An 18,743-nucleotide genomic window follows, 5' to 3' on the forward strand; every position below is an offset into this window, starting at 1 on the left:
ATTGTTGTCGTGAAAAATTAATCCTCCCGATACAATTTCTTTGTCATATTGAAACCTACAAAAAGCCCAATACCTGCCATGAGGAAAATAGTGCCCGGATAGGCTACCTCTTCATCCACCCCTAAGCTATAGTGCAAGATGGAGGCAACAAAAATTGCGGCTCCAATACCCATTAGCAATAGGGCTAGGTTAAGGAGGAGGACTTTCCATACCGGAGCGGCTTCATCTCTTTTACCTCTAACAAAGATGCTGGCGTCAGCTCCTTTTTCGATCAAGGCCAATCGTTCCTTGTTCCTCGTTGAAAAATAAAGATAGGCAATCGCAAAAATGACTCCGAAAATAATAGGTATGATAATTACTTCTGATCCCATAACTGTTCGTTTTACTGATTATTTGATAATTTATTTGTTCATAAGCTATGACGACAGTTTTTCAAATCAGGTTACATCAAATCAAAAATTTTATTTTCGGTGTAACCTAAATGGAGCATTTGGCGTCCTATGAACAATGCTGACCAATACAGAACAAGAACTGATTTCGGAAATACGCAGGGGAAATACCCGCGCATTCTCCGATTTGGTGGATAGCTATAAGGATTTGGTCTTTACGCTGGCCGTTCGGATGTTGGGCAAGCGGGAAGAGGCCGAAGAAGTGTCGCAAGATGTTTTTATTAAGGTGTACAAATCCTTGTCTAAATTTAAAGGTGACAGCAAACTGTCGACTTGGGTATATCGGATTGCCTACAACAGTTGTTTGGACCAGATCAAGAAAATAAAAAAGGAACGGGTCCTTACCGACTTGGAACATATCAATAAAATTGCCTACGCGGATTTGGACAATGCCTTTCAAAGAATGGCCGACGAAGAAAGGAGCGAAATCATAAGGCAATGCTTGGCGCAATTGTCGTCGGAAGATGCGGGAATTCTCACCTTGTTTTATCTCGAGGAAAGTAGCCTGCAGGAGATGGAGAAAGCGACCGGCCTGCCCGTAAATACCTTAAAGGTGCGGTTGTTCAGGGCCAGGAAGCGATTGGCCGGTATTATGGAAAACAGTGTGAACAAAGAAATTTTGCAAAGCAATGGATAAACGAGAGGATAAAAAACTGGAAGCATTTATCGATAAGTTCATGGAAGATGCCCCATTGGAATCACCTTCTGTAGACTTTACCCAAAAAGTCCTGCACAAATTGGAAGCCGATGCGCAACAAGAGGTGTTTCAATATAAGCCGTTGGTATCCGGAAAGATGTTGTCCGGTGTATCTATAGCCTTTGTTGCTTTGTTGGTTTTTATTGGGGCACAGCTGGGAATGGATAGCGGACAAGGTTGGTTCGCCAGCATACATATGGATGCGTGGTTCCAAACGGATTGGCAATGGGTGGATCAGTATACCTCCTCCAAGATCATGGTGTACGCGTTTTTGCTTTTCGGTTTTATGTTTTTTGTACAGGTGGGCTGGTTAAAAAAGCAAATGGATCAAACCTTGGGTTAAACATAGGCATAATAGTATGCCCAATACATCAAGAAAAATTGAAGGGGGATTCGGAGGATTAAAATCCATTTGGGAATCCCAGCGGCGGCTTTTTCACTGGAAAGCATGTAAAAATGTACGGGGAGAAAGGCCGCTAGCATCAAAATAATACCGAAAGTGCTCAATGTACGGGTAGCATCAAAACAAACGCCAATTCCCAGTAAAATTTCTGCAACACCGCTTAAATAGACCAAAAGTCTATGGTTTGGTAAATACATGGGCATAATCCGCATGTACATTTTTGGTTTGATGAAATGCATAGCTCCAGCCAGCACATACATTCCTGCCATAACATATAAATCCCACGGTGCCATACAACCTATTTTTTATAATACCAGAACGGCAAGATAACATCTGTTTGACTGACCACACTATCCTTGACCTTTCTTTTTCTTCGAAGCCGTAAAATATGTTTGCCCTGTTCCAGGTCCGATATGTTGAGATAGGTTTCAAAACCAAGCGTATTGTTGATTCCCGTGGTCAGGATAAAATCCTCGTCCAGTTCCAGACTGTCAATACGAAAAGAGTGGATTTCATTAAAGGTGCTGAGGTACTTCCTTCGAATACTATCCTTTTGGCTTCGGCTGGTAATCTCATCATCCCAACTGGTGGTCACCTGCATATTGGAGGTAAGTCCGCGACGGTCTATTTTCGGGGAAAGCGAATCGTTGTAGGCAAAAATCCGGTTTTCCAAGCTTTCGGAAAAAGGCACAAAAACGTTCAAATACGGTTCGGTGATTACTTTGGAGGGTATCACCATCCTTCCCGGGAAGTCCTCTTTGTCCGTTAGCATATCCAAATAATTCTCCTTGTTGGCAAAAAAACTGGACGATTCAAGGTCTTTTTCCAGGTAATTGGAATGTCGGTATTCCAAAGTGGTGATCATCAAAATGGCAATATAAATGGGAACCAATAGCAAAATCAATCGTTTACCGAAACGGTTGTCCAAAAAATTGTAGACCAAGGGTCGATATAAAAAGGAAAGGGTGATAAAACTGAATATCCAATACACGGGGAAGTATACACGGGATATCCACTTTTTCCGCTTTAACCACCCTTGGGTCACAAAATCGATAAAAGTAAGGAGCATTCCTAGGATGATTAGAATAATCAGGATGGTGCCCAAAGTCGCGGATAGTGCGTCCGGCAATTGGTCGTTATCAAAAATAAAGTTGGCTACCAGTACTATGGATAAAATGATCATGGTGAGTGCCAACACGTAGAAGATCAACAGAAACGAAATGGCAAAGAGAACACTACAATAATTTTCCAAGTTGGCGATGTAGCGATCAAAGGATACGATACGCTTTTTTAGATAGTTGGTGAACTTTTCGGAATAGCGCAGCTTCTCAAATTCGATATCGCCAGAAACATATCGTAGGCCCAATGCGCCTATCCAAAGCCCTCTAAGGATGACATGCAGCAGTAGGTTGAAAAGCAAAATGGAAGATGCGATGTGCAAAATAAGGTATACCAGAAAACTGTAGACAGAATCCTCGTTTTCGGCATGCAGCATTTCCAAACGAAGGGGTTCATAAGCCGTGAAAAGTCCAAAAATGGCAAAACCCGAAATAATGAGTTCCAGTTCCCAGCTTTGCTGCTGAAGGGAATCCAATAGTTTTTTAAAGGCCGGACTATTGTAATCGTTATTGCCCACGGTTTGATTGGTTTGCTACACCAAGATAGGCATAAAATGCAAAAGCCGCTCCAAAAGAGCGGCTTTGCGTTGTTGATTATAGTGCAAATCCAAATTATTTGATCATTTCATAGCTGCGGGAGATAAAGTTGGTGAGTTCCTCACCTTTCAATAATCCTTTGGATAGTCGTGCCAGATCCAAGGATTGGTTGATCAATCTTTCCCGCTTTTTGGCTGTTTTGGTGTTCAATATTTCGCTCACCAGTTCGTGATTGGTGTTCACGATCAGGTTGTACATATCGGGCATATTGCCCATGCCGAACATGCCGCCGCCTCCAGTGCGCTGCATCTCTTTCATCCGGCGCATAAACTCAGGCTCGGTGATGATAAAGGGAGAGGCGCTACTTTCCATGGCCTCCATTTGAATGGTATACCCTTTCTCCTTGGTCACTTCTTCGATTTCCTTTTTTAGTTTCTCTTTTTCTTCATCGGACAGCTTGGAAATGGCCGTGTCCTCTTTTTTGATGAGGTTATCCACATGGTCGGCATCTACGCGCACAAAGGATAGGTTCTCCTTGCTGGTCTCCAATTTCTGCATCAGGTGCGGAACAATGGGCGAATCTAACAAAAGGACCTCGTACTCTTTCTTTTTGGCCGCTTCGATATAACTGTGCTGTGCCTCTTTGTCAGAAGCATATAAAATCACCAGCTTATCATCCTTATCGGTTTGATTATCCTTTATCTTGTTCTCTAGCTCTTCGAAGGTGTAGAAATCACCATCGATGGTTGGGTAAAGGGCGAACTTGTCAGCCTTTTCAAAGAATTTGTCCTCAGAAAGCATACCGTATTCAATGACCACCTTAATGTCGTTCCATTTCTTTTCAAAGTCCTCTCGGTTGTTTTTGAAAAGGGATGTCAATTTATCCGCCACCTTTCGGGTGATGTAGGAAGAAATCTTCTTAACGGCACCATCTGCCTGCAAATACGACCTTGAAACGTTCAATGGAATATCAGGAGAGTCAATGACCCCTTTCAACATGGTCAAGAACTCTGGAACAATCCCTTCCACATTGTCGGTAACGAATACTTGGTTCTGGTAGAGTTGTATCCTATCCTTTTGAATGTTGAGGTCATTGGTGAGTTTAGGGAAGTACAAAATTCCTGTCAGGTTGAACGGATAATCCACGTTCAAGTGAATATGGAACAACGGCTCTTCGAACTGCATGGGGTAGAGCTCACGGTAGAAATTCTTGTAGTCCTCCTCTTCTAAATCCGTGGGTTGCTTGGTCCAAGCTGGTTCGGGGTTGTTGATGATGTCATCCACTTCCTTGGTCGGGGCCGGTTCGTCCTCTTTGGCGCCCTCTGGTTTGGGAAGGGTTTCCTTTCTGGTCCCAAACTTAATCGGTATGGGCATAAACTTGTTGTACTTGACCAACAGTTGGCGAATTCTGGAATTTTCCAAAAACTCGGTAGAGTCCTCTGCAACGTGAAGGATGATTTCGGTACCTCGCTCTGTTTTGTCGCTGGGCTCAATGGTGAATTCGGGCGAACCATCGCAAATCCAGTGCACAGCTGGCTCATCCTTATGACTTTTTGTAATGATCTCCACTTTTTCGGCGACCATAAATGCCGAGTAGAAACCAAGGCCAAAATGTCCGATAATGCCCGCATCCTTTCCAGCATCCTTGTATTTGTCCAAAAATTCCTCGGCACCGGAAAAGGCCACTTCGTTAATGTATTTTTTTACCTCTTCCTCGGTCATACCAATACCTTGGTCCAAGATATGGATGCGCTTATTGTCTTTGTCCACCTTCACTTCTATGATCGGGTTTCCATAATCTACCTTCGCCTCCCCAATGGAGGTAAGGTGCTTTAGTTTTAAGGTCGCATCAGTAGCATTGGAAATAAGCTCCCTCAAGAAAATTTCGTGGTCACTGTACAGAAATTTTTTGATCAAGGGAAAAATGTTCTCAACTGAAACATTGATTTTACCTGTAGCCATTTTTCTTATCGTTTTAAATCTTTAATCCTCTTTGGTCAAAAAAAATACCAGATCTCAAAATCTGACAAACTGGCATTTTACAGGGGCTGACAGCCCAATGGACAGTTTTAACAAAATTTTGTTTATTTTTTTTTCAAAAAGATTAAACATAATGAGTATCTTTACATCGTTATGGGAAAATTGCTATGAAACAGTAATACTATAACAAGTTTGTTTATTTATTGGTTAGGTTGTGAAAATGCACTTTCGCTCGGAAGTGCATTTTCTTTAAAAGCTTAATTTTGTAAGCAAGACTACACCACGACATTAGTAATCCATAAAAAATACCACAATGGCAAATACATCAAAATCCAAAATCACCGAGGATAAAATTATAAGCCTGTTCATGGAGTCCGTATTGGAGCATGAAAAGGTGCCAAGCTCGGTATTCAAATTTTGCAAGGAAAACAAAATAACCGAAGAGGAGTTCTACGGCTTTTTTGGTTCGTTTGACACGCTTCAGAAGTCCATCTGGACCAAATTCTTCGATAATAGTTATGGCGTGATGCAAAAGAACAAGGATTACGAGTCGATGACCAATGAGGAAAAGATGCTTACCTTTTTCTTTACCTTCTTCGAAAATTTGACGCTTAACAGAAGTTATGTATTGTTTATTATGAACGAGCACAAGCATTCCATGGAAGGCTTGGTGCAATTGAAAGGGCTTCGCAAAAAGTTCAAGGATTTCGCATCTACCCTGATCGAGGAACGCAATGAGGAAAAGAACCTGAAAATCTTTAGATATAATGCACCACTTTTCTCGGAAGGCGCTTGGTTGCAATTTTTGTTCATCTTAAAGTTTTGGATGGAGGATGGCTCGCCCGGACTGGAAAAAACGGATATTGCCATTGAGAAATCGGTAACTACCATATTTCAAATATTTGAAAGTACACCTTTGGAAAAAATCGTGGACTTTGGAAAATTCCTGTATAAGGAGAAATTCGCATAAGGCCCATGAAAAGTCTGGATACCATTCCCACCGGCAAGATTGAGCGGGCCGGTAAGCTTGTGAAAACAGGTGTTAAAATCGGCGGCAACTACGTAAAATACTACGGCAAAAAATTGGTGGACCCAAAGACCTCGAAGGATACTTTGGACCAAGACAATGCCGAAGATATTTACGATGGGCTAAAAAGCTTAAAAGGAAGCGCCCTAAAGGTTGCGCAAATGCTCAGCATGGAGAAAAACCTTTTACCACGGGCCTACGTGGAAAAGTTTTCTCTCTCCCAGTTTTCGGTCCTCCCTTGTCGGCACCGCTTGTGCGCAAAACCTTTAAGAAGTACTTGGGCAAATATCCCGAGGATGTCTTTGATCAGTTCGAAAAGGATTCCGTTAATGCAGCAAGCATAGGCCAAGTGCACCGTGCCGAAAAGGACGGAAGAAAGTTGGCCGTAAAAATCCAATATCCCGGTGTGGCGGAAAGCATTAGCAGCGATTTGGCCTTGGTCAAGCCTGTGGCCATCAAAATGTTCAACCTAAAAGGAAAGGATTCCGAAAAATACTTTAAGGAAGTAGAACATAAATTGGTAGAGGAGACCAATTACATTTTGGAGCTGGAACAGAGCGATGAGATTACCAACGCTTGTTCTGTAATTCCCAACATGAGATTTCCCAAATACTACCGTGACCTTTCCAGCGAACGGATTTTGACGATGGATTGGATGGAAGGCAAGCATTTGGGCGAATTTACCAAAACCGATTTTGATTCCGAATTGGGGAACAAGCTCGGTCAGGCCCTTTGGGACTTTTATATGTTCCAAATCCATGCGTTGAGAAGGGTGCACGCCGACCCACACCCAGGTAACTTTTTGGTCAGTGAGGCAGGGGAGTTGATCGCCATCGATTTTGGCTGTATCAAAGCAATCCCAGAAGAATTTTACGTACCTTATTTTGAGCTGGCCAAGCCAGAAAACATCAACAATGATGAGGTGTTCATGGAGAAGCTGTATGAACTGGAAATTTTAACACCGACCGATTCGGAGAAGGAGCTACAATTTTTCAAGGCTCTTTTTAAAGAAATGTTGACCATTTTTACTTCTCCCTTCCATAAGGAAACCTTCGATTTCGGTGATGAGGGATTCTGGTCCCAGATTGCCAATCTAAGCGAACGGTATTCCAAGGATGAACAAATACGCAAGATGAATGGGAACCGCGGTTCCAAACACTTTTTGTACATCAACCGTACCTTTTTCGGACTCTATAACCTATTGCATGACCTAAAGGCCCATGTGGAGGTGAATTCCTTTGAAAAGTATATGGATTGATGATTATTGTGGTTTATAAAAAAAACCTGTTGGAAATTCCAACAGGTTTTTTGTTTTTACGGCTGTAACTCAATTATTTTTTTTGCTTCACATATTTTTCCAGCCATTGGTCTTGTTCCCAAAGCATGTGGAGTATACTTTCCTTGCCTCGGTATCCGTGGCTTTCTTTTGGCAGCATCACCAAACGAACGGTAGCCCCCAATCCTTTGAGCGCATTAAAATAACGTTCACTTTGCATGGGATAGGTTCCCGAGTTGTTGTCCGCTTGCCCATGGATCAACAACAGCGGAGTTTTCATCTTATCGGCATGCATAAAGGGCGACATGGTGTAGTACACCTCTGGTGCTTCCCAATAGTTTCTTTCTTCACTTTGGAAACCGAAGGGCGTCAATGTCCGGTTGTAGGCACCGCTACGGGCGATTCCTGCGGCAAATAGATCGGAATGCGAAAGTAGGTTGGCCACCATAAAGGCGCCATAACTGTGACCTCCCACGGCAATGCGGTCCCTGTCAATATAACCGAGCTCGTCAACCGCATCAATGGCCGCTTTGGCATTGGCCACCAACTGGCTCCTAAAGGTATCGTTGGGTTGTTCATCTCCCTCCCCAATGATCGGGAAAGCCGCTCCATCGAGCACCACGTATCCTTTGGTGACCCAATAGATGGGCGAACCCCAATAGGGATAGGTGAACTCGTTGGGGTTTGAAGTATTCTGCGAAGCACTGTTCTTGTCCTTGTACTCCCTTGGATAGGCCCATAGAATCATGGGCATCTTTTCTTTTTTCTCCATATCGTAGCCTACGGGAAGATAAAGGGTTCCGGAAAGTTCCAATCCATCGTCTCTTTTATAGGTAATCACCTCCTTGTGTACGTTTTGGATACTCTTGTATGGATTATCAAAATCGGTCAACTGTATAGGTCCACGTCTCTTGATCAAACTTTTATAATAGTAATTGGGATATTCATTGGCCGATTCGATACGCACCAATAATTGGTCTTTTTCGGGGTCGTACTCGATCAAATTTTCCAATTTCCCCTCTAGTTTTGAGGTGTACAGCCTTGTTTTCTTCAAGCTGTTCAAATCCATTTTTTCAACGAACGGAAACTGTCCTTCCTCGGTATATCCATCACCTATAAGATAGGCGTTGTTGTTTTTGTCCAAGGACAACACCCAAGCGCCGTTCTCATTTCTTTTGGTGACGAAGCTTCCCGGGTTACTGTACACATCTTGGTAGTTTCTGTCCTCAATGATTTTTGCTTCCGCATCAGGATTTGAGGGGTTGAACAGATACGTTTTTGTATTTCTGTTGTTCCACCAGCGGTCGTGGGCAATAGCAACATTATCATTGCCCCATTGGATGTAGCTAAATCGGTTTTTGGTTTTAAGGATGGATTTTCCTTCACCATCAAAAGGTGCCTCAATTTCAAAAACTTCGTCGCGATACGGGACTTCATTTTCTGGGTCGCCCCCATCCAAGGCTTCAACATAGGTCAAGGTTGCCGGTTTGTCGTTTCTCCAGCTAATGTCCCGCATGCCTGTTCGTGTGGCCATAAACCCTTGGGGCAAATCTTCGATAAGCGGCACCTGCAGAAGCGTTTTCACCTTGGTGCCGTCTTTTTTGTAAACGGTTGTGGTATTGGGGAATCTGTAGTAAGGAACCAAGTACGAGAAAGGTTTGTCCAAGGTTACGGTCATTACATATTCACCATCCGGTGAAAAACTGATGCTGGTATACAGGTCGGCATCTTTCCACTTCGTCTTGGTACCGTCCATTTGAACTTTGTAGAGTTCTGATCGGGCCAATTGCTCAAAGTTGAACTCATCATTTGGGTTTTTCAAAAGATCCTGATAGGTCCTGTTCTGTGCCTTTTTACCATCGTTGGTGGAGATGGTAGGTCCATCTGGAACGGCTTCATCGGTATTGATCAGCGGTTTTCTATCCTCGGGCAGCATTTTTACCAAAACGGATTCTCCATCCTTGAACCAATTGATAATGTCCCTCATGTTCGCATTCACATTGGTTTTGGTAATGGCCGTTACCGTTGCCGATTTCAAATCGAGAACCATCACCTCCACACCTTCGATAGTGGTATTGGTGAATGCTATTTTGGATTGGTCGGGCGACCAATTGAAGTTGGCCAGCCTTGGATTTTCAGGTAGTCCCTTTACCTGAGTACCTTCGTTGTCACCAATCTTTTTGATGATGACATTATTATAATAGTTGGTTCGGCTCCCAATGTTGGTCTTTGGGTTGATGCGAAGACCGGCCAAACGCAGCTCGGTTTCCGATAATTCGGCAATGGTTTTATAGTAGTCCCTGTAGAGCAATACCATGTAGTTGCCCTCATCGTTAATAAGAACACTAGGGGCCAGAGGTGCGTTCACCAGTTCCAGTATTTCTTCGGAAGGCTTTTGATACGTTAGTTTTTCCTGTGCATGGACAAAGCCAATGGAGAGCAGTGCCCAAAATACCCAGAGATAATTTTTCATAATTCTGATTTAGTAATTAATTGCGTTAAGATTTTCAAGTTTTTAAAAATACAACTTTTAAAAAGTATTATTTTGGCGGAATAATGAATATTTAGAGGGAATATTTATTAATTTTCAAATTGTAACTATCATTTTTCTTTAAAAATTATAATAAATGTACAATTCCAAGATTGCTGGATTAGGGTTTTACGTCCCTGAAAATGTGGTCACTAACGATGATTTATCGAAAGTGATGGACACGAATGATGAGTGGATTCAAGAGCGGACGGGAATCAAAGAGCGGCGCCATGTGATAAAAGATACCGAAACCACGACCTCCATGGGGGTAGAGGCCGCTAAAAAGGCCATTGAACGGGCGGGCATCGATAAGGATGAAATCGATTTTATCGTTTTTGCCACCTTGAGTCCCGATTATTATTTTCCCGGTCCAGGCGTGTTGGTGCAACGGGACCTCCAATTGAAGCGTACTGTAGGTGCGCTGGATGTCCGAAACCAATGTTCCGGCTTTGTGTACGGAATTTCCGTGGCCGACCAGTATATTAAAAGTGGGATGTACAAGAACGTTTTGGTAATCGGTTCTGAACTGCACTCTCGAGGATTGGACATGACCACACGGGGTAGGGGTGTTTCCGTAATTTTCGGAGATGGCGCCGGAGCTGCGGTGCTGACCCGTGAAGAGGATACCTCCAAAGGAATTTTGAGTACCCATTTGCATTCCGAAGGGCAACATGCCGAAGAACTTTCGTTGATAGCCCCTGGAATGGGCAAACGTTGGGTACTGGATATCATTGAGGACAATGACCCTGACGATACTTCTTATTATCCACACATGAATGGGCAGTTCGTGTTTAAAAATGCAGTTGTGCGTTTTAGCGAGGTCATTATGGAAGGGCTTACCAAGAATAATTTGACCCCGGCAGACATCGATATGCTGATACCCCACCAAGCCAACCTGCGGATTTCCCAATTTATTCAGAATAAGTTTCGTTTGAAGGACGATCAAGTCTTCAACAATATCATGAAATATGGAAATACGACTGCTGCCTCTATACCTATCGCCTTAACCGAGGCTTGGGAGGCCGGTAAAATAAAAGAGGGAGATTTGGTGGTGCTTGCCGCCTTTGGCAGTGGCTTTACCTGGGGCAGTGTGATTATTCGCTGGTAGGTTCGCCAAACCATTTATAAAAGTAAAACCCCGATCTGAAAAGATCGGGGTTTTTGATTAATGCCCCCACAAGATAACCAACCAACACTCGAATATGAGGCATCAATGTTTAACTGATATTATGCTCGCCAATCCATCATCTTGGTGAATAGGTTGTATGTTTTTTGGAAAATAAACATCTGGAAGATGCTTAGGAGAAAGAAACTTTGCATGAGCCGTTCGTTTTTTGATCGATGATTGATGACACTATATAGACGCACTTTAGGATGGAATGTTACAGCTTCGGGCCATTTTAACATTCTTTAAAGACACCGATGAGGTCAAGACAAGCTTGTAAGGAGTGATGTATTCAGATGACCAATAAAACAGGTCATAAAAGAAGAAACCCCGGCCAAAAGCCGGGGTTAAACATTGATAAGCTATACTAAACACTAACCATTAACTATAAAAATACAGTCTTACCAATGACAATAAGTTATGAATAAAAGACGACTTTTGCATGCAAAAGTTACAGTCAATTCTAAGTTTAACACTAAAATTAACAAATGTCAAAAACACTTGTTGTAGGGGCTTCTACAAACCCGGGAAGATACAGTAACATAGCGATACGTAGGCTGGTCGAACACAATATTGAGACGACCGCATTTGGGATACGTGGGGGAACTGTATCAGAAGTGCAAATTAAACACAACTTGGATGAATTTCAAAATATTGATACGGTAACTTTATATTTAAATCCAAAAAATCAAGAACCCTACTATCAGCAAATATTGGATTTAAAACCACGACGGGTCATTTTTAACCCCGGTACCGAGAATCCGGAATTCTACAAACTCCTTGAAGCAGAGGGAGTAGAGGTGGAGGTGGCCTGTACCTTGGTGTTATTGGCTACCGGACAGTACTAGTGGTAGGGACCGATTTTTTGGTTCGTATCAGCCAAAGCCCGATGAATGTCAACAATCCGTTGAGCGGTAACAATTCATAGCCAACTTGATAACCGCCCAAATATGCTACGGGCAAATTGGCGATCAAAATAATGGTCAACACGGATGCAAGTGCTACAATCCAAACATAACTGTCCTTGATTTGGTGCTTGGTAAAAATACCAAAGGCAAAGAGTCCCAATAAGGGGCCGTAGGTGTATCCGGCAACGGTAAGCAAACTGTCGATGACATTGCTGCTAAGAATGTACTTGAAAGCGATGATAACAATCACCAAGGCAACGCTCATGAGCACATGGGTACGCTTCCTAATTCGTTTCTGCTCCTTTTCCTCTTTTTCCTGAACATTCAATAAATCGACACAAAAGGAAGTGGTGAGCGACGTCAGTGCGCTATCCGCACTGCTGTATGCCGCGGCGATAAGGCCCAGCATGAAGGTAACGGACAAGGCCAGCCCTAAATCCCCGTTCAAGGCGATCTCGGGGAAAAGGAGGTCCGTTTTGGGTGTTCCATCCATCAAGGGAATCGCGATTCCATCCCTATTCGCATAAATGTAGAGTAAAGCGCCCAAGAGCATGAACAAAAAGGTGACCCCGACCAGTACAAAACTGAAGGAAACCATATTTTTCTGTGCATCTTTCAAGGATTTACAGGTCAGGTTCTTTTGCATCATATCTTGATCCAAACCAGTCATGCAAATCGTAACGAACATCCCGCCCAAAAAGGACTTGATAAAGTAGCTTTTGTCCAGAAAACTATCGGTAACTAGAAAATCATCATAGTTTTTTAGCGCATCCGAAGCTAGGAACTCCCCAAAACTCCACCCTAATTCTTGGTTGATCATCACTATGGAAAGGATGACGGCCACAATCATAAAGAGTGTTTGCAAGGTATCGGTCCAAACAATGGTTTTGATACCGCCTTTGTTGGTGTACAGCCAGATCAGCAAAATGGAAATGACCACGGTAAACTCAAAACGGACCCCTAGATCATCGAACACAAACTGCTGAAGCACAATGGCGACCAAATACAATCGAAACGCAGCACCCAATACCCTCGAAACAAAAAAGAAAAAGGCCCCGGTCATATGACTCACCTTGCCAAAGCGGTCCAACAAATACTCGTATATCGAGGTGAGATTCAATTTGTAATACAAGGGCAACAACAAAAAAGCCACTACAAAATACCCAAATAGATACCCAAGAACCACTTGCATGTAAGTCAATTGACTATCGCCTACCCAACCCGGAACAGAGATAAAGGTCACCCCCGATAATGAGGCACCCACCATGCCAAAAGCGACGATATACCAAGGCGATTGCTTGCCCGCCTTAAAAAAATCGGCATTGGAATCGTTCTTTCCGGTAAAATAAGAGATAAGGATAAGCACCAAGAAATAGGCGCCGATGAGCAACAGAATTTGGGTAGCTGTCATATATGTAATTTGAATTGCAAAGTACGAAAGTAAATTGGTAAAGGTAAAATCGTAATTTTGTGATAGAATTGATGCTATGGAATTTTCGTCGAAGCTATTGGAAAACGCAGTGTACGAGATGTCGCAATTGCCCGGAATAGGCAAACGCACGGCATTGCGATTGGTGCTGCACCTGCTCAAACAGCCTGAGGAACGTACGGAGTTGCTGGCCCATGCGCTGGTAAAATTGAAGGGTGAGGTCAATTTTTGCAAAAACTGCCATAACATTTCCGATACCGAAGTTTGCGAGATTTGCGCAAACCCGAAGCGTGACGAGACCTTGGTCTGTGTGGTGGAAGACATTAGGGACGTGATGGCCATTGAGAATACCTCACAGTATAACGGTCTTTACCATGTGCTGGGCGGCAAAATATCCCCAATGGAAGGCGTCGGTCCGCAAGACCTTACCATTGCCCAATTAGTCAAAAAAGTAAAGGAGGGAACCGTTAAAGAACTAATTTTGGCCTTGAGCTCCACCATGGAGGGCGACACTACCAATTTTTATATTTATAAACAATTGGAAGGATTGGAGGTCACCACCTCCACCATAGCCAGGGGAATCTCGGTGGGTGATGAGTTGGAATATGCAGATGAAGTGACTTTGGGAAGGAGCATTATCAATAGGGTGCCTTTTGAAAGTTCGATAAAAGCGAATTAGTGAACATAAATCAAAAATAAGTCGATTTCTTTAGTATTTTTGTAAAATACAAATCAAAACCACTTTGATAAATACGAATATGTCAAAATTTGAATTGAAATTACCGCAAATGGGAGAAAGTGTCGCCGAGGCCACCTTGACCAATTGGTTGAAGGAAGTGGGCGATACCATTGAGATGGATGAGGCCGTCTTTGAGATCGCCACCGATAAGGTCGACTCCGAAGTGCCCAGCGAGGTGGATGGGGTGTTGTTGGAAAAGCGGTTCGATGTAGACGACGTAATAAAAGTAGGTGAAGTTGTAGCCGTTATCCAGATTGAGGGAGAGGTCGATGATACAACCGATGATGACTCTGGTGAGGAAATGACCGAGGAGGAGCCAGCAGCCGTTCCAGCACAGGAACTGGAAGCCCAAATGGCAAGTGTAAAGGAGTCCGTTTCCACAGCAACGCCGGATTATTCGAGCTCCGAGCGCTTTTATTCACCTTTGGTGAAAAACATCGCTAAGGAAGAAAACGTGTCCATGGACGAGTTGGAGGCCATTGCAGGCACCGGTAAGGAAGGAAGGGTCACGAAGAACGATATTATGGCCTATTTGGAGAGCCGTTCCAATGGAAACCAGCCCAAAGCGCAGACTGCTCCCCAACCCGAAGCCAAGAAAGAAACACCTATGGCAACGGAGCAGCCAAAAGCAGCGCCGGAAAAACCAAAAGAATCCAAACTAACGGTAGGCGCAGGGGATGAGGTCATCCCGTTGAGCCGTATGGGCAAATTGATTGCCCATCATATGATCGAGAGCGTATCCACTTCGGCCCACGTACAAAGCTTTGTGGAAGTGGATGTGACCAATGTGGTCAAATGGCGTGATAAGGTAAAAAACGCGTTCCAACAACGTGAAGGCGAGAAATTGACCTTTACTCCGATTTTTATGGAAGCTGTGGCCATGGCCCTAAAAAAATATCCGATGATGAACATATCGTTGGATGGGGACAAGGTCATCAAAAAGAAAAACATCAATTTGGGAATGGCCGCCGCCCTGCCTGATGGTAACTTGATCGTGCCCGTCATCAAAAATGCCGACCAATTGAACTTGGTGGGGATGGCCAAAACGGTAAACGATCTTGCCGATAGGGCCAGAAACAATCAGTTAAAGCCCGATGAGATCAAGGATGGTACTTACACGGTGACGAACGTAGGGTCTTTTGGCAGTGTTTTTGGAACACCCATCATCAATCAACCACAAGTTGGTATTTTGGCCTTGGGTGCCATAAGAAAAATGCCATCGGTCATCGAAACCGACCAAGGGGAGTATATTGGCATCCGCAGTAAAATGTACCTTTCGCACAGTTATGATCATAGGGTTGTGAACGGTGCTTTGGGCGGAATGTTCGTAAAAGCAGTTGCCGATTATTTGGAAGCTTGGGACATCAATAGGGAAATATAGCCAAAAAGCACCCGTATTCCTTTCACTATGCTTAATTTAGAAGCCTAGTGATGTTCATTTAAAAGTCCCAACATGCAATTACAATTGACCAAACCTATCTGCTTTTTTGACCTAGAGACCACGGGAACCAATGTGGCCAAAGATCGGATAGTCGAAATTTCCATTTTAAAGGTATATCCGAACGGTAACAAGGAAAGCAGAACGTGGTTGGTAAACCCAGAAATGCCCATTCCGGAGGAATCTACCGCCATACATGGTATTTCCAATGAAAAAGTGGCCAACGAGCCCACCTTCAAACAATTGTCAAAGGAAATTTACGCCATGATCAGGGACAGTGATCTCGCCGGCTTTAATTCCGACCGGTTCGATATTCCGCTGTTGGCGGAAGAAATGCTGCGTGCGGATATCGATTTTGATATGAAAAGCATGGTATCCGTAGATGTGCAGACCATTTTCCATAAAATGGAAAAACGCACCTTGGAGGCGGCCTATCAATTTTATTGTAAGAAAAGTTTGGAGGATGCCCACAGTGCCGAAGCGGACACCTTGGCAACCTATGAAGTGCTTTTGGCACAGTTGGAACGCTATCCTGAACTGGAAAACGACATCAAGAAACTCTCCGAGTTCACTACCAGAAGGCAAAATCTGGACTTTGCCGGATTTATTGGATTGGACGAGGACAATAATCCCATATTTTCCTTTGGAAAACATAAGGGCAAAACGGTGGATGAGGTTATGGAAAAAGAACCCGGCTACTTTGGTTGGATCTTGAATGCCGACTTTCCACTGTACACCAAAAAAGTACTTACCCAAATAAAGCTGAGTAAGCTCAACAACAAGTTTTAAAAGAAGCAAGCGTTAACCCCCGTACACACTATGAAGCTGATTTGTATAGGACGTAATTATGTAGACCATATTAAAGAGTTGAAAAATGAGCGTCCGGATGAACCTGTGGTTTTTATAAAGCCCGACTCCGCAATACTGCCCAAAGAGCAGGATTTTTACATCCCTGAATTCTCCAATGATGTCCATTACGAAGTGGAGGTGTTGGTGAAAATCAAAAAAGTGGGAAAACACATTGCCAAGGAATTTGCCCATAAGTATTATGATGAGGTGGGCTTGGGTATCGATTTTACCGCCCGCGACCTTCAGTCCAAACTAAAGGCCAAAGGGCTGCCTTGGGAAAAGGCCAAAGGTTTTGATGGAGCCGCCGTAGTGGGCAATTGGCTGCCCAAAAAGAAATTTCAAAGTATGGATGACCTCAGTTTCTCATTGGTGAAAAATGGAGAAACGGTCCAAAATGGAAATACGTCCTTGATGTTGTGGAAGATAGACGAAATCATCGCCTACGTATCCACTTTTTTTATGTTGAAAAAGGGCGATATCATTTTTACCGGAACGCCTGCCGGTGTTGGTAAAGTAAGCCCAAATGACTACCTTGTCGGTGCTTTGGAAGGAGAACAACTTTTTGACATTAATGTAAGATAATGATATACAACCTCGATAAAATCAATGAAATGGCAGAAGGAGATGAAGATTTCATCGTTTCCGTTGTTTCTGTGTTTTTGGAAGAAGTCCCTGAGGATTTGGAAGGCTTGGAAAAAGCCATCAACAATAAAGACTACGAAAATATTTACAAACTGGCCCATAAGATAAAGCCGAATGTGGATATTTTGGGCATGGAGCAGACACGTGCCAAGGCTCTTGAAATAGAAACCTTGGGGAAAACTGCGGGCAGTATGTCGGAAATCGAGGAAAAATTTCCGATTCTTAAAAGGGATGTGCTGCAAGTAGTTGCCGAGCTTAAAAATGATTTTGACCTTTAGATGCAAGCCGAGATCATCACCATTGGGGATGAAATCCTCATCGGGCAGATTGTGGACTCCAACTCGGCGTTTATTGCCAAGGAACTGAATAAAATAGGGGTTTCTGTCTATCAAATCACTTCGATTCAAGATGATAGGGAGCATATCCTAAAATCCTTACAAGAAGCTGGTGAACGGTCCTCAGTCGTTATCATAACAGGAGGTTTGGGTCCTACTAAGGATGATGTTACCAAGCATACACTATGTGAGTTCTTTGAGGATAAATTGGTCAGGGACGAGTCTGTTCTGAACCATATCGAAGAATTGTTCCGAAAGTATATTTCAACCCCCATTTCCGATCTGAACCGTGAACAGGCGATGGTGCCCTCCAAAGCAACGGTTTTGCACAATTCCTATGGAACAGCACCCGGATTGTGGATGAAAAAAGGGGAAACAGCCTTTGTATCGCTTCCCGGCGTTCCCTACGAGATGAAAAACCTGATGCTCAAATCGGTGTTGCCCAAAATCGTGGAGGATTACGAGCGTCCGCATATTGTTCATAGAACCATTTTGACCTATGGTTTGGGCGAGAGTGCCGTCGCGGAAAAACTGGAAGATTGGGAAAATAACTTGCCCTCCTATATCAAGTTTGCCTATTTGCCAAGTCTAGGGAGTGTGCGGCTTCGCTTGTCGGCAAAAGGAGAGAACAAGGAAGCCCTGATGGCAGGAATCGACGAGGAGGTCAAGAAAATGTATCCGCTGATTGGGGATATCATCTACGGGGAGGAAGAGGAAGATGGCCGTGTGGAAAAACAGATAGGCGCATTGTTGAAAGACAGGGGAATGACCCTATCCACGGCAGAGAGTTTTACCGGTGGAAGTATTGCAGAACGAATCACCAAGGTCCCGGGAGCGTCCCACTATTTTAAAGGAAGCTTGGTTTGCTATGCCACTGAGGCCAAAATAAAGGTGTTGGGGGTGCCGCAAGCGCTGATTGATGGACATTCTGTTGTGAGCGAACAAGTGGCCATCGCCATGGCGCAAAACGTTAAGGAGAAACTAGGGACCGATTTTGCCATTGCCACCACTGGAAATGCAGGCCCCACCAAAGGTGACTCCGATGTTGAGGTGGGTACGGTATACATTGGAATAAGTGGTCCCAAGCGGACTTTTGCCCAAAAATTCGTGATGGGCAAGCATAGGGAAAGGGTAGTGGAAAAGTCTGTGAACAAGGCTTTTGAGCTGCTGTACAAAGAAATTTTAAATTTCTGAAAAAGAATTTTGTACGTCCCGTTAAAA

The 18,743-nt window shown here is 43.6% G+C and carries 17 protein-coding genes and 1 pseudogene; 12 read left to right on the top strand and 6 right to left on the bottom strand.

Annotation, left to right across the window (positions count from 1 at the left end; translation table 11 throughout):
- Positions 1–17: 17 nt before the first annotated feature.
- Positions 18–371, bottom strand: coding sequence for a DUF6249 domain-containing protein (locus ABNE31_RS07330; RefSeq protein WP_349352886.1), 354 nt, complete (start codon positions 369–371; stop codon positions 18–20).
- A gap of 136 nt (positions 372–507) precedes the next feature.
- On the opposite strand from ABNE31_RS07330, the gene ABNE31_RS07335 reads away from it, so the two are divergent.
- Positions 508–1,086, top strand: a complete 579-nt coding sequence (locus tag ABNE31_RS07335; RefSeq protein ID WP_349352887.1) for a sigma-70 family RNA polymerase sigma factor — start codon at positions 508–510, stop codon at positions 1,084–1,086.
- Positions 1,079–1,489, top strand: coding sequence for a hypothetical protein (locus ABNE31_RS07340; protein WP_349352888.1), 411 nt, complete (start codon positions 1,079–1,081; stop codon positions 1,487–1,489). Before ABNE31_RS07335 ends, ABNE31_RS07340 begins: the two co-directional genes overlap by 8 nt.
- Here ABNE31_RS07340 and ABNE31_RS07345 read toward each other — a convergent pair.
- From ABNE31_RS07345 to htpG, 3 genes are all read right to left on the bottom strand, one after another.
- Complete coding sequence (locus tag ABNE31_RS07345; RefSeq protein ID WP_179385044.1) at positions 1,486–1,842, bottom strand: hypothetical protein; 357 nt, start codon at positions 1,840–1,842, stop codon at positions 1,486–1,488. The genes ABNE31_RS07340 and ABNE31_RS07345 overlap by 4 nt on opposite strands.
- 5 nt (positions 1,843–1,847) lie before the next feature.
- The gene (locus ABNE31_RS07350) at positions 1,848–3,185 is read right to left on the bottom strand and encodes a hypothetical protein (protein ID WP_306014600.1); all 1,338 of its coding nucleotides are present in this window, start codon (positions 3,183–3,185) and stop codon (positions 1,848–1,850) included.
- Positions 3,186–3,279: 94 nt separating this feature from the next.
- Positions 3,280–5,166, bottom strand: coding sequence for a molecular chaperone HtpG (gene htpG, locus ABNE31_RS07355; protein WP_349352889.1), 1,887 nt, complete (start codon positions 5,164–5,166; stop codon positions 3,280–3,282).
- A gap of 331 nt (positions 5,167–5,497) precedes the next feature.
- Here htpG and ABNE31_RS07360 point away from each other — a divergent pair, with 331 nt between their 5' ends.
- Both ABNE31_RS07360 and ABNE31_RS07365 read left to right on the top strand, forming a co-directional pair.
- Positions 5,498–6,154: a TetR family transcriptional regulator C-terminal domain-containing protein gene (locus tag ABNE31_RS07360; protein ID WP_293285586.1), complete on the top strand. Its 657-nt coding sequence runs from the start codon at positions 5,498–5,500 to the stop codon at positions 6,152–6,154.
- Between the two features lie 5 nt (positions 6,155–6,159).
- Positions 6,160–7,469 (top strand): annotated as a pseudogene (locus tag ABNE31_RS07365) (AarF/ABC1/UbiB kinase family protein).
- Positions 7,470–7,542: 73 nt separating this feature from the next.
- Here ABNE31_RS07365 and ABNE31_RS07370 read toward each other — a convergent pair.
- Positions 7,543–9,960: a prolyl oligopeptidase family serine peptidase gene (locus ABNE31_RS07370; protein ID WP_349352890.1), complete on the bottom strand. Its 2,418-nt coding sequence runs from the start codon at positions 9,958–9,960 to the stop codon at positions 7,543–7,545.
- 154 nt (positions 9,961–10,114) lie between these two features.
- On the opposite strand from ABNE31_RS07370, the gene ABNE31_RS07375 reads away from it, so the two are divergent.
- Together ABNE31_RS07375 and ABNE31_RS07380 are read left to right on the top strand one after the other, a co-directional pair.
- Positions 10,115–11,125: a beta-ketoacyl-ACP synthase III gene (locus tag ABNE31_RS07375; RefSeq protein ID WP_179385038.1), complete on the top strand. Its 1,011-nt coding sequence runs from the start codon at positions 10,115–10,117 to the stop codon at positions 11,123–11,125.
- Between the two features lie 545 nt (positions 11,126–11,670).
- Positions 11,671–12,030 carry a CoA-binding protein gene (locus ABNE31_RS07380; protein ID WP_293290214.1) on the top strand — a complete coding sequence of 120 codons (360 nt, stop codon included), beginning with the start codon at positions 11,671–11,673 and terminating at the stop codon, positions 12,028–12,030.
- Here the strand turns inward: ABNE31_RS07380 and ABNE31_RS07385 are convergent.
- The gene (locus ABNE31_RS07385; protein WP_349352891.1) at positions 12,014–13,501 is read right to left on the bottom strand and encodes a sodium:solute symporter; all 1,488 of its coding nucleotides are present in this window, start codon (positions 13,499–13,501) and stop codon (positions 12,014–12,016) included. The genes ABNE31_RS07380 and ABNE31_RS07385 overlap by 17 nt on opposite strands.
- Positions 13,502–13,577: 76 nt before the next feature.
- Here ABNE31_RS07385 and recR point away from each other — a divergent pair, with 76 nt between their 5' ends.
- The 6 genes from recR (at position 13,578) to ABNE31_RS07415 (ending at position 18,716) form a co-directional block, all read left to right on the top strand.
- On the top strand, positions 13,578–14,198 hold the full coding sequence (recR, locus tag ABNE31_RS07390; protein WP_293285573.1) for a recombination mediator RecR: 621 nt from the start codon (positions 13,578–13,580) through the stop codon (positions 14,196–14,198).
- A 79-nt stretch (positions 14,199–14,277) separates the two neighbouring features.
- Positions 14,278–15,639, top strand: a complete 1,362-nt coding sequence (locus ABNE31_RS07395) for a dihydrolipoamide acetyltransferase family protein (RefSeq protein ID WP_349352892.1) — start codon at positions 14,278–14,280, stop codon at positions 15,637–15,639.
- Between the two features lie 72 nt (positions 15,640–15,711).
- Positions 15,712–16,485, top strand: coding sequence for a 3'-5' exonuclease (locus ABNE31_RS07400; protein WP_349352893.1), 774 nt, complete (start codon positions 15,712–15,714; stop codon positions 16,483–16,485).
- Positions 16,486–16,515: 30 nt separating this feature from the next.
- Positions 16,516–17,127 (top strand): fumarylacetoacetate hydrolase family protein, encoded by a 612-nt coding sequence (locus ABNE31_RS07405; protein WP_349352894.1) that lies wholly within the window; start codon positions 16,516–16,518, stop codon positions 17,125–17,127.
- On the top strand, positions 17,127–17,465 hold the full coding sequence (locus ABNE31_RS07410; protein WP_179385031.1) for an Hpt domain-containing protein: 339 nt from the start codon (positions 17,127–17,129) through the stop codon (positions 17,463–17,465). Before ABNE31_RS07405 ends, ABNE31_RS07410 begins: the two co-directional genes overlap by 1 nt.
- Positions 17,466–18,716, top strand: a complete 1,251-nt coding sequence (locus tag ABNE31_RS07415) for a competence/damage-inducible protein A (protein ID WP_349352895.1) — start codon at positions 17,466–17,468, stop codon at positions 18,714–18,716.
- Positions 18,717–18,743: the final 27 nt, after the last annotated feature.

This window comes from Flagellimonas sp. MMG031 (assembly GCF_040112705.1).
In the GTDB taxonomy this organism is placed as follows: Bacteria; Bacteroidota; Bacteroidia; order Flavobacteriales; family Flavobacteriaceae; genus Flagellimonas.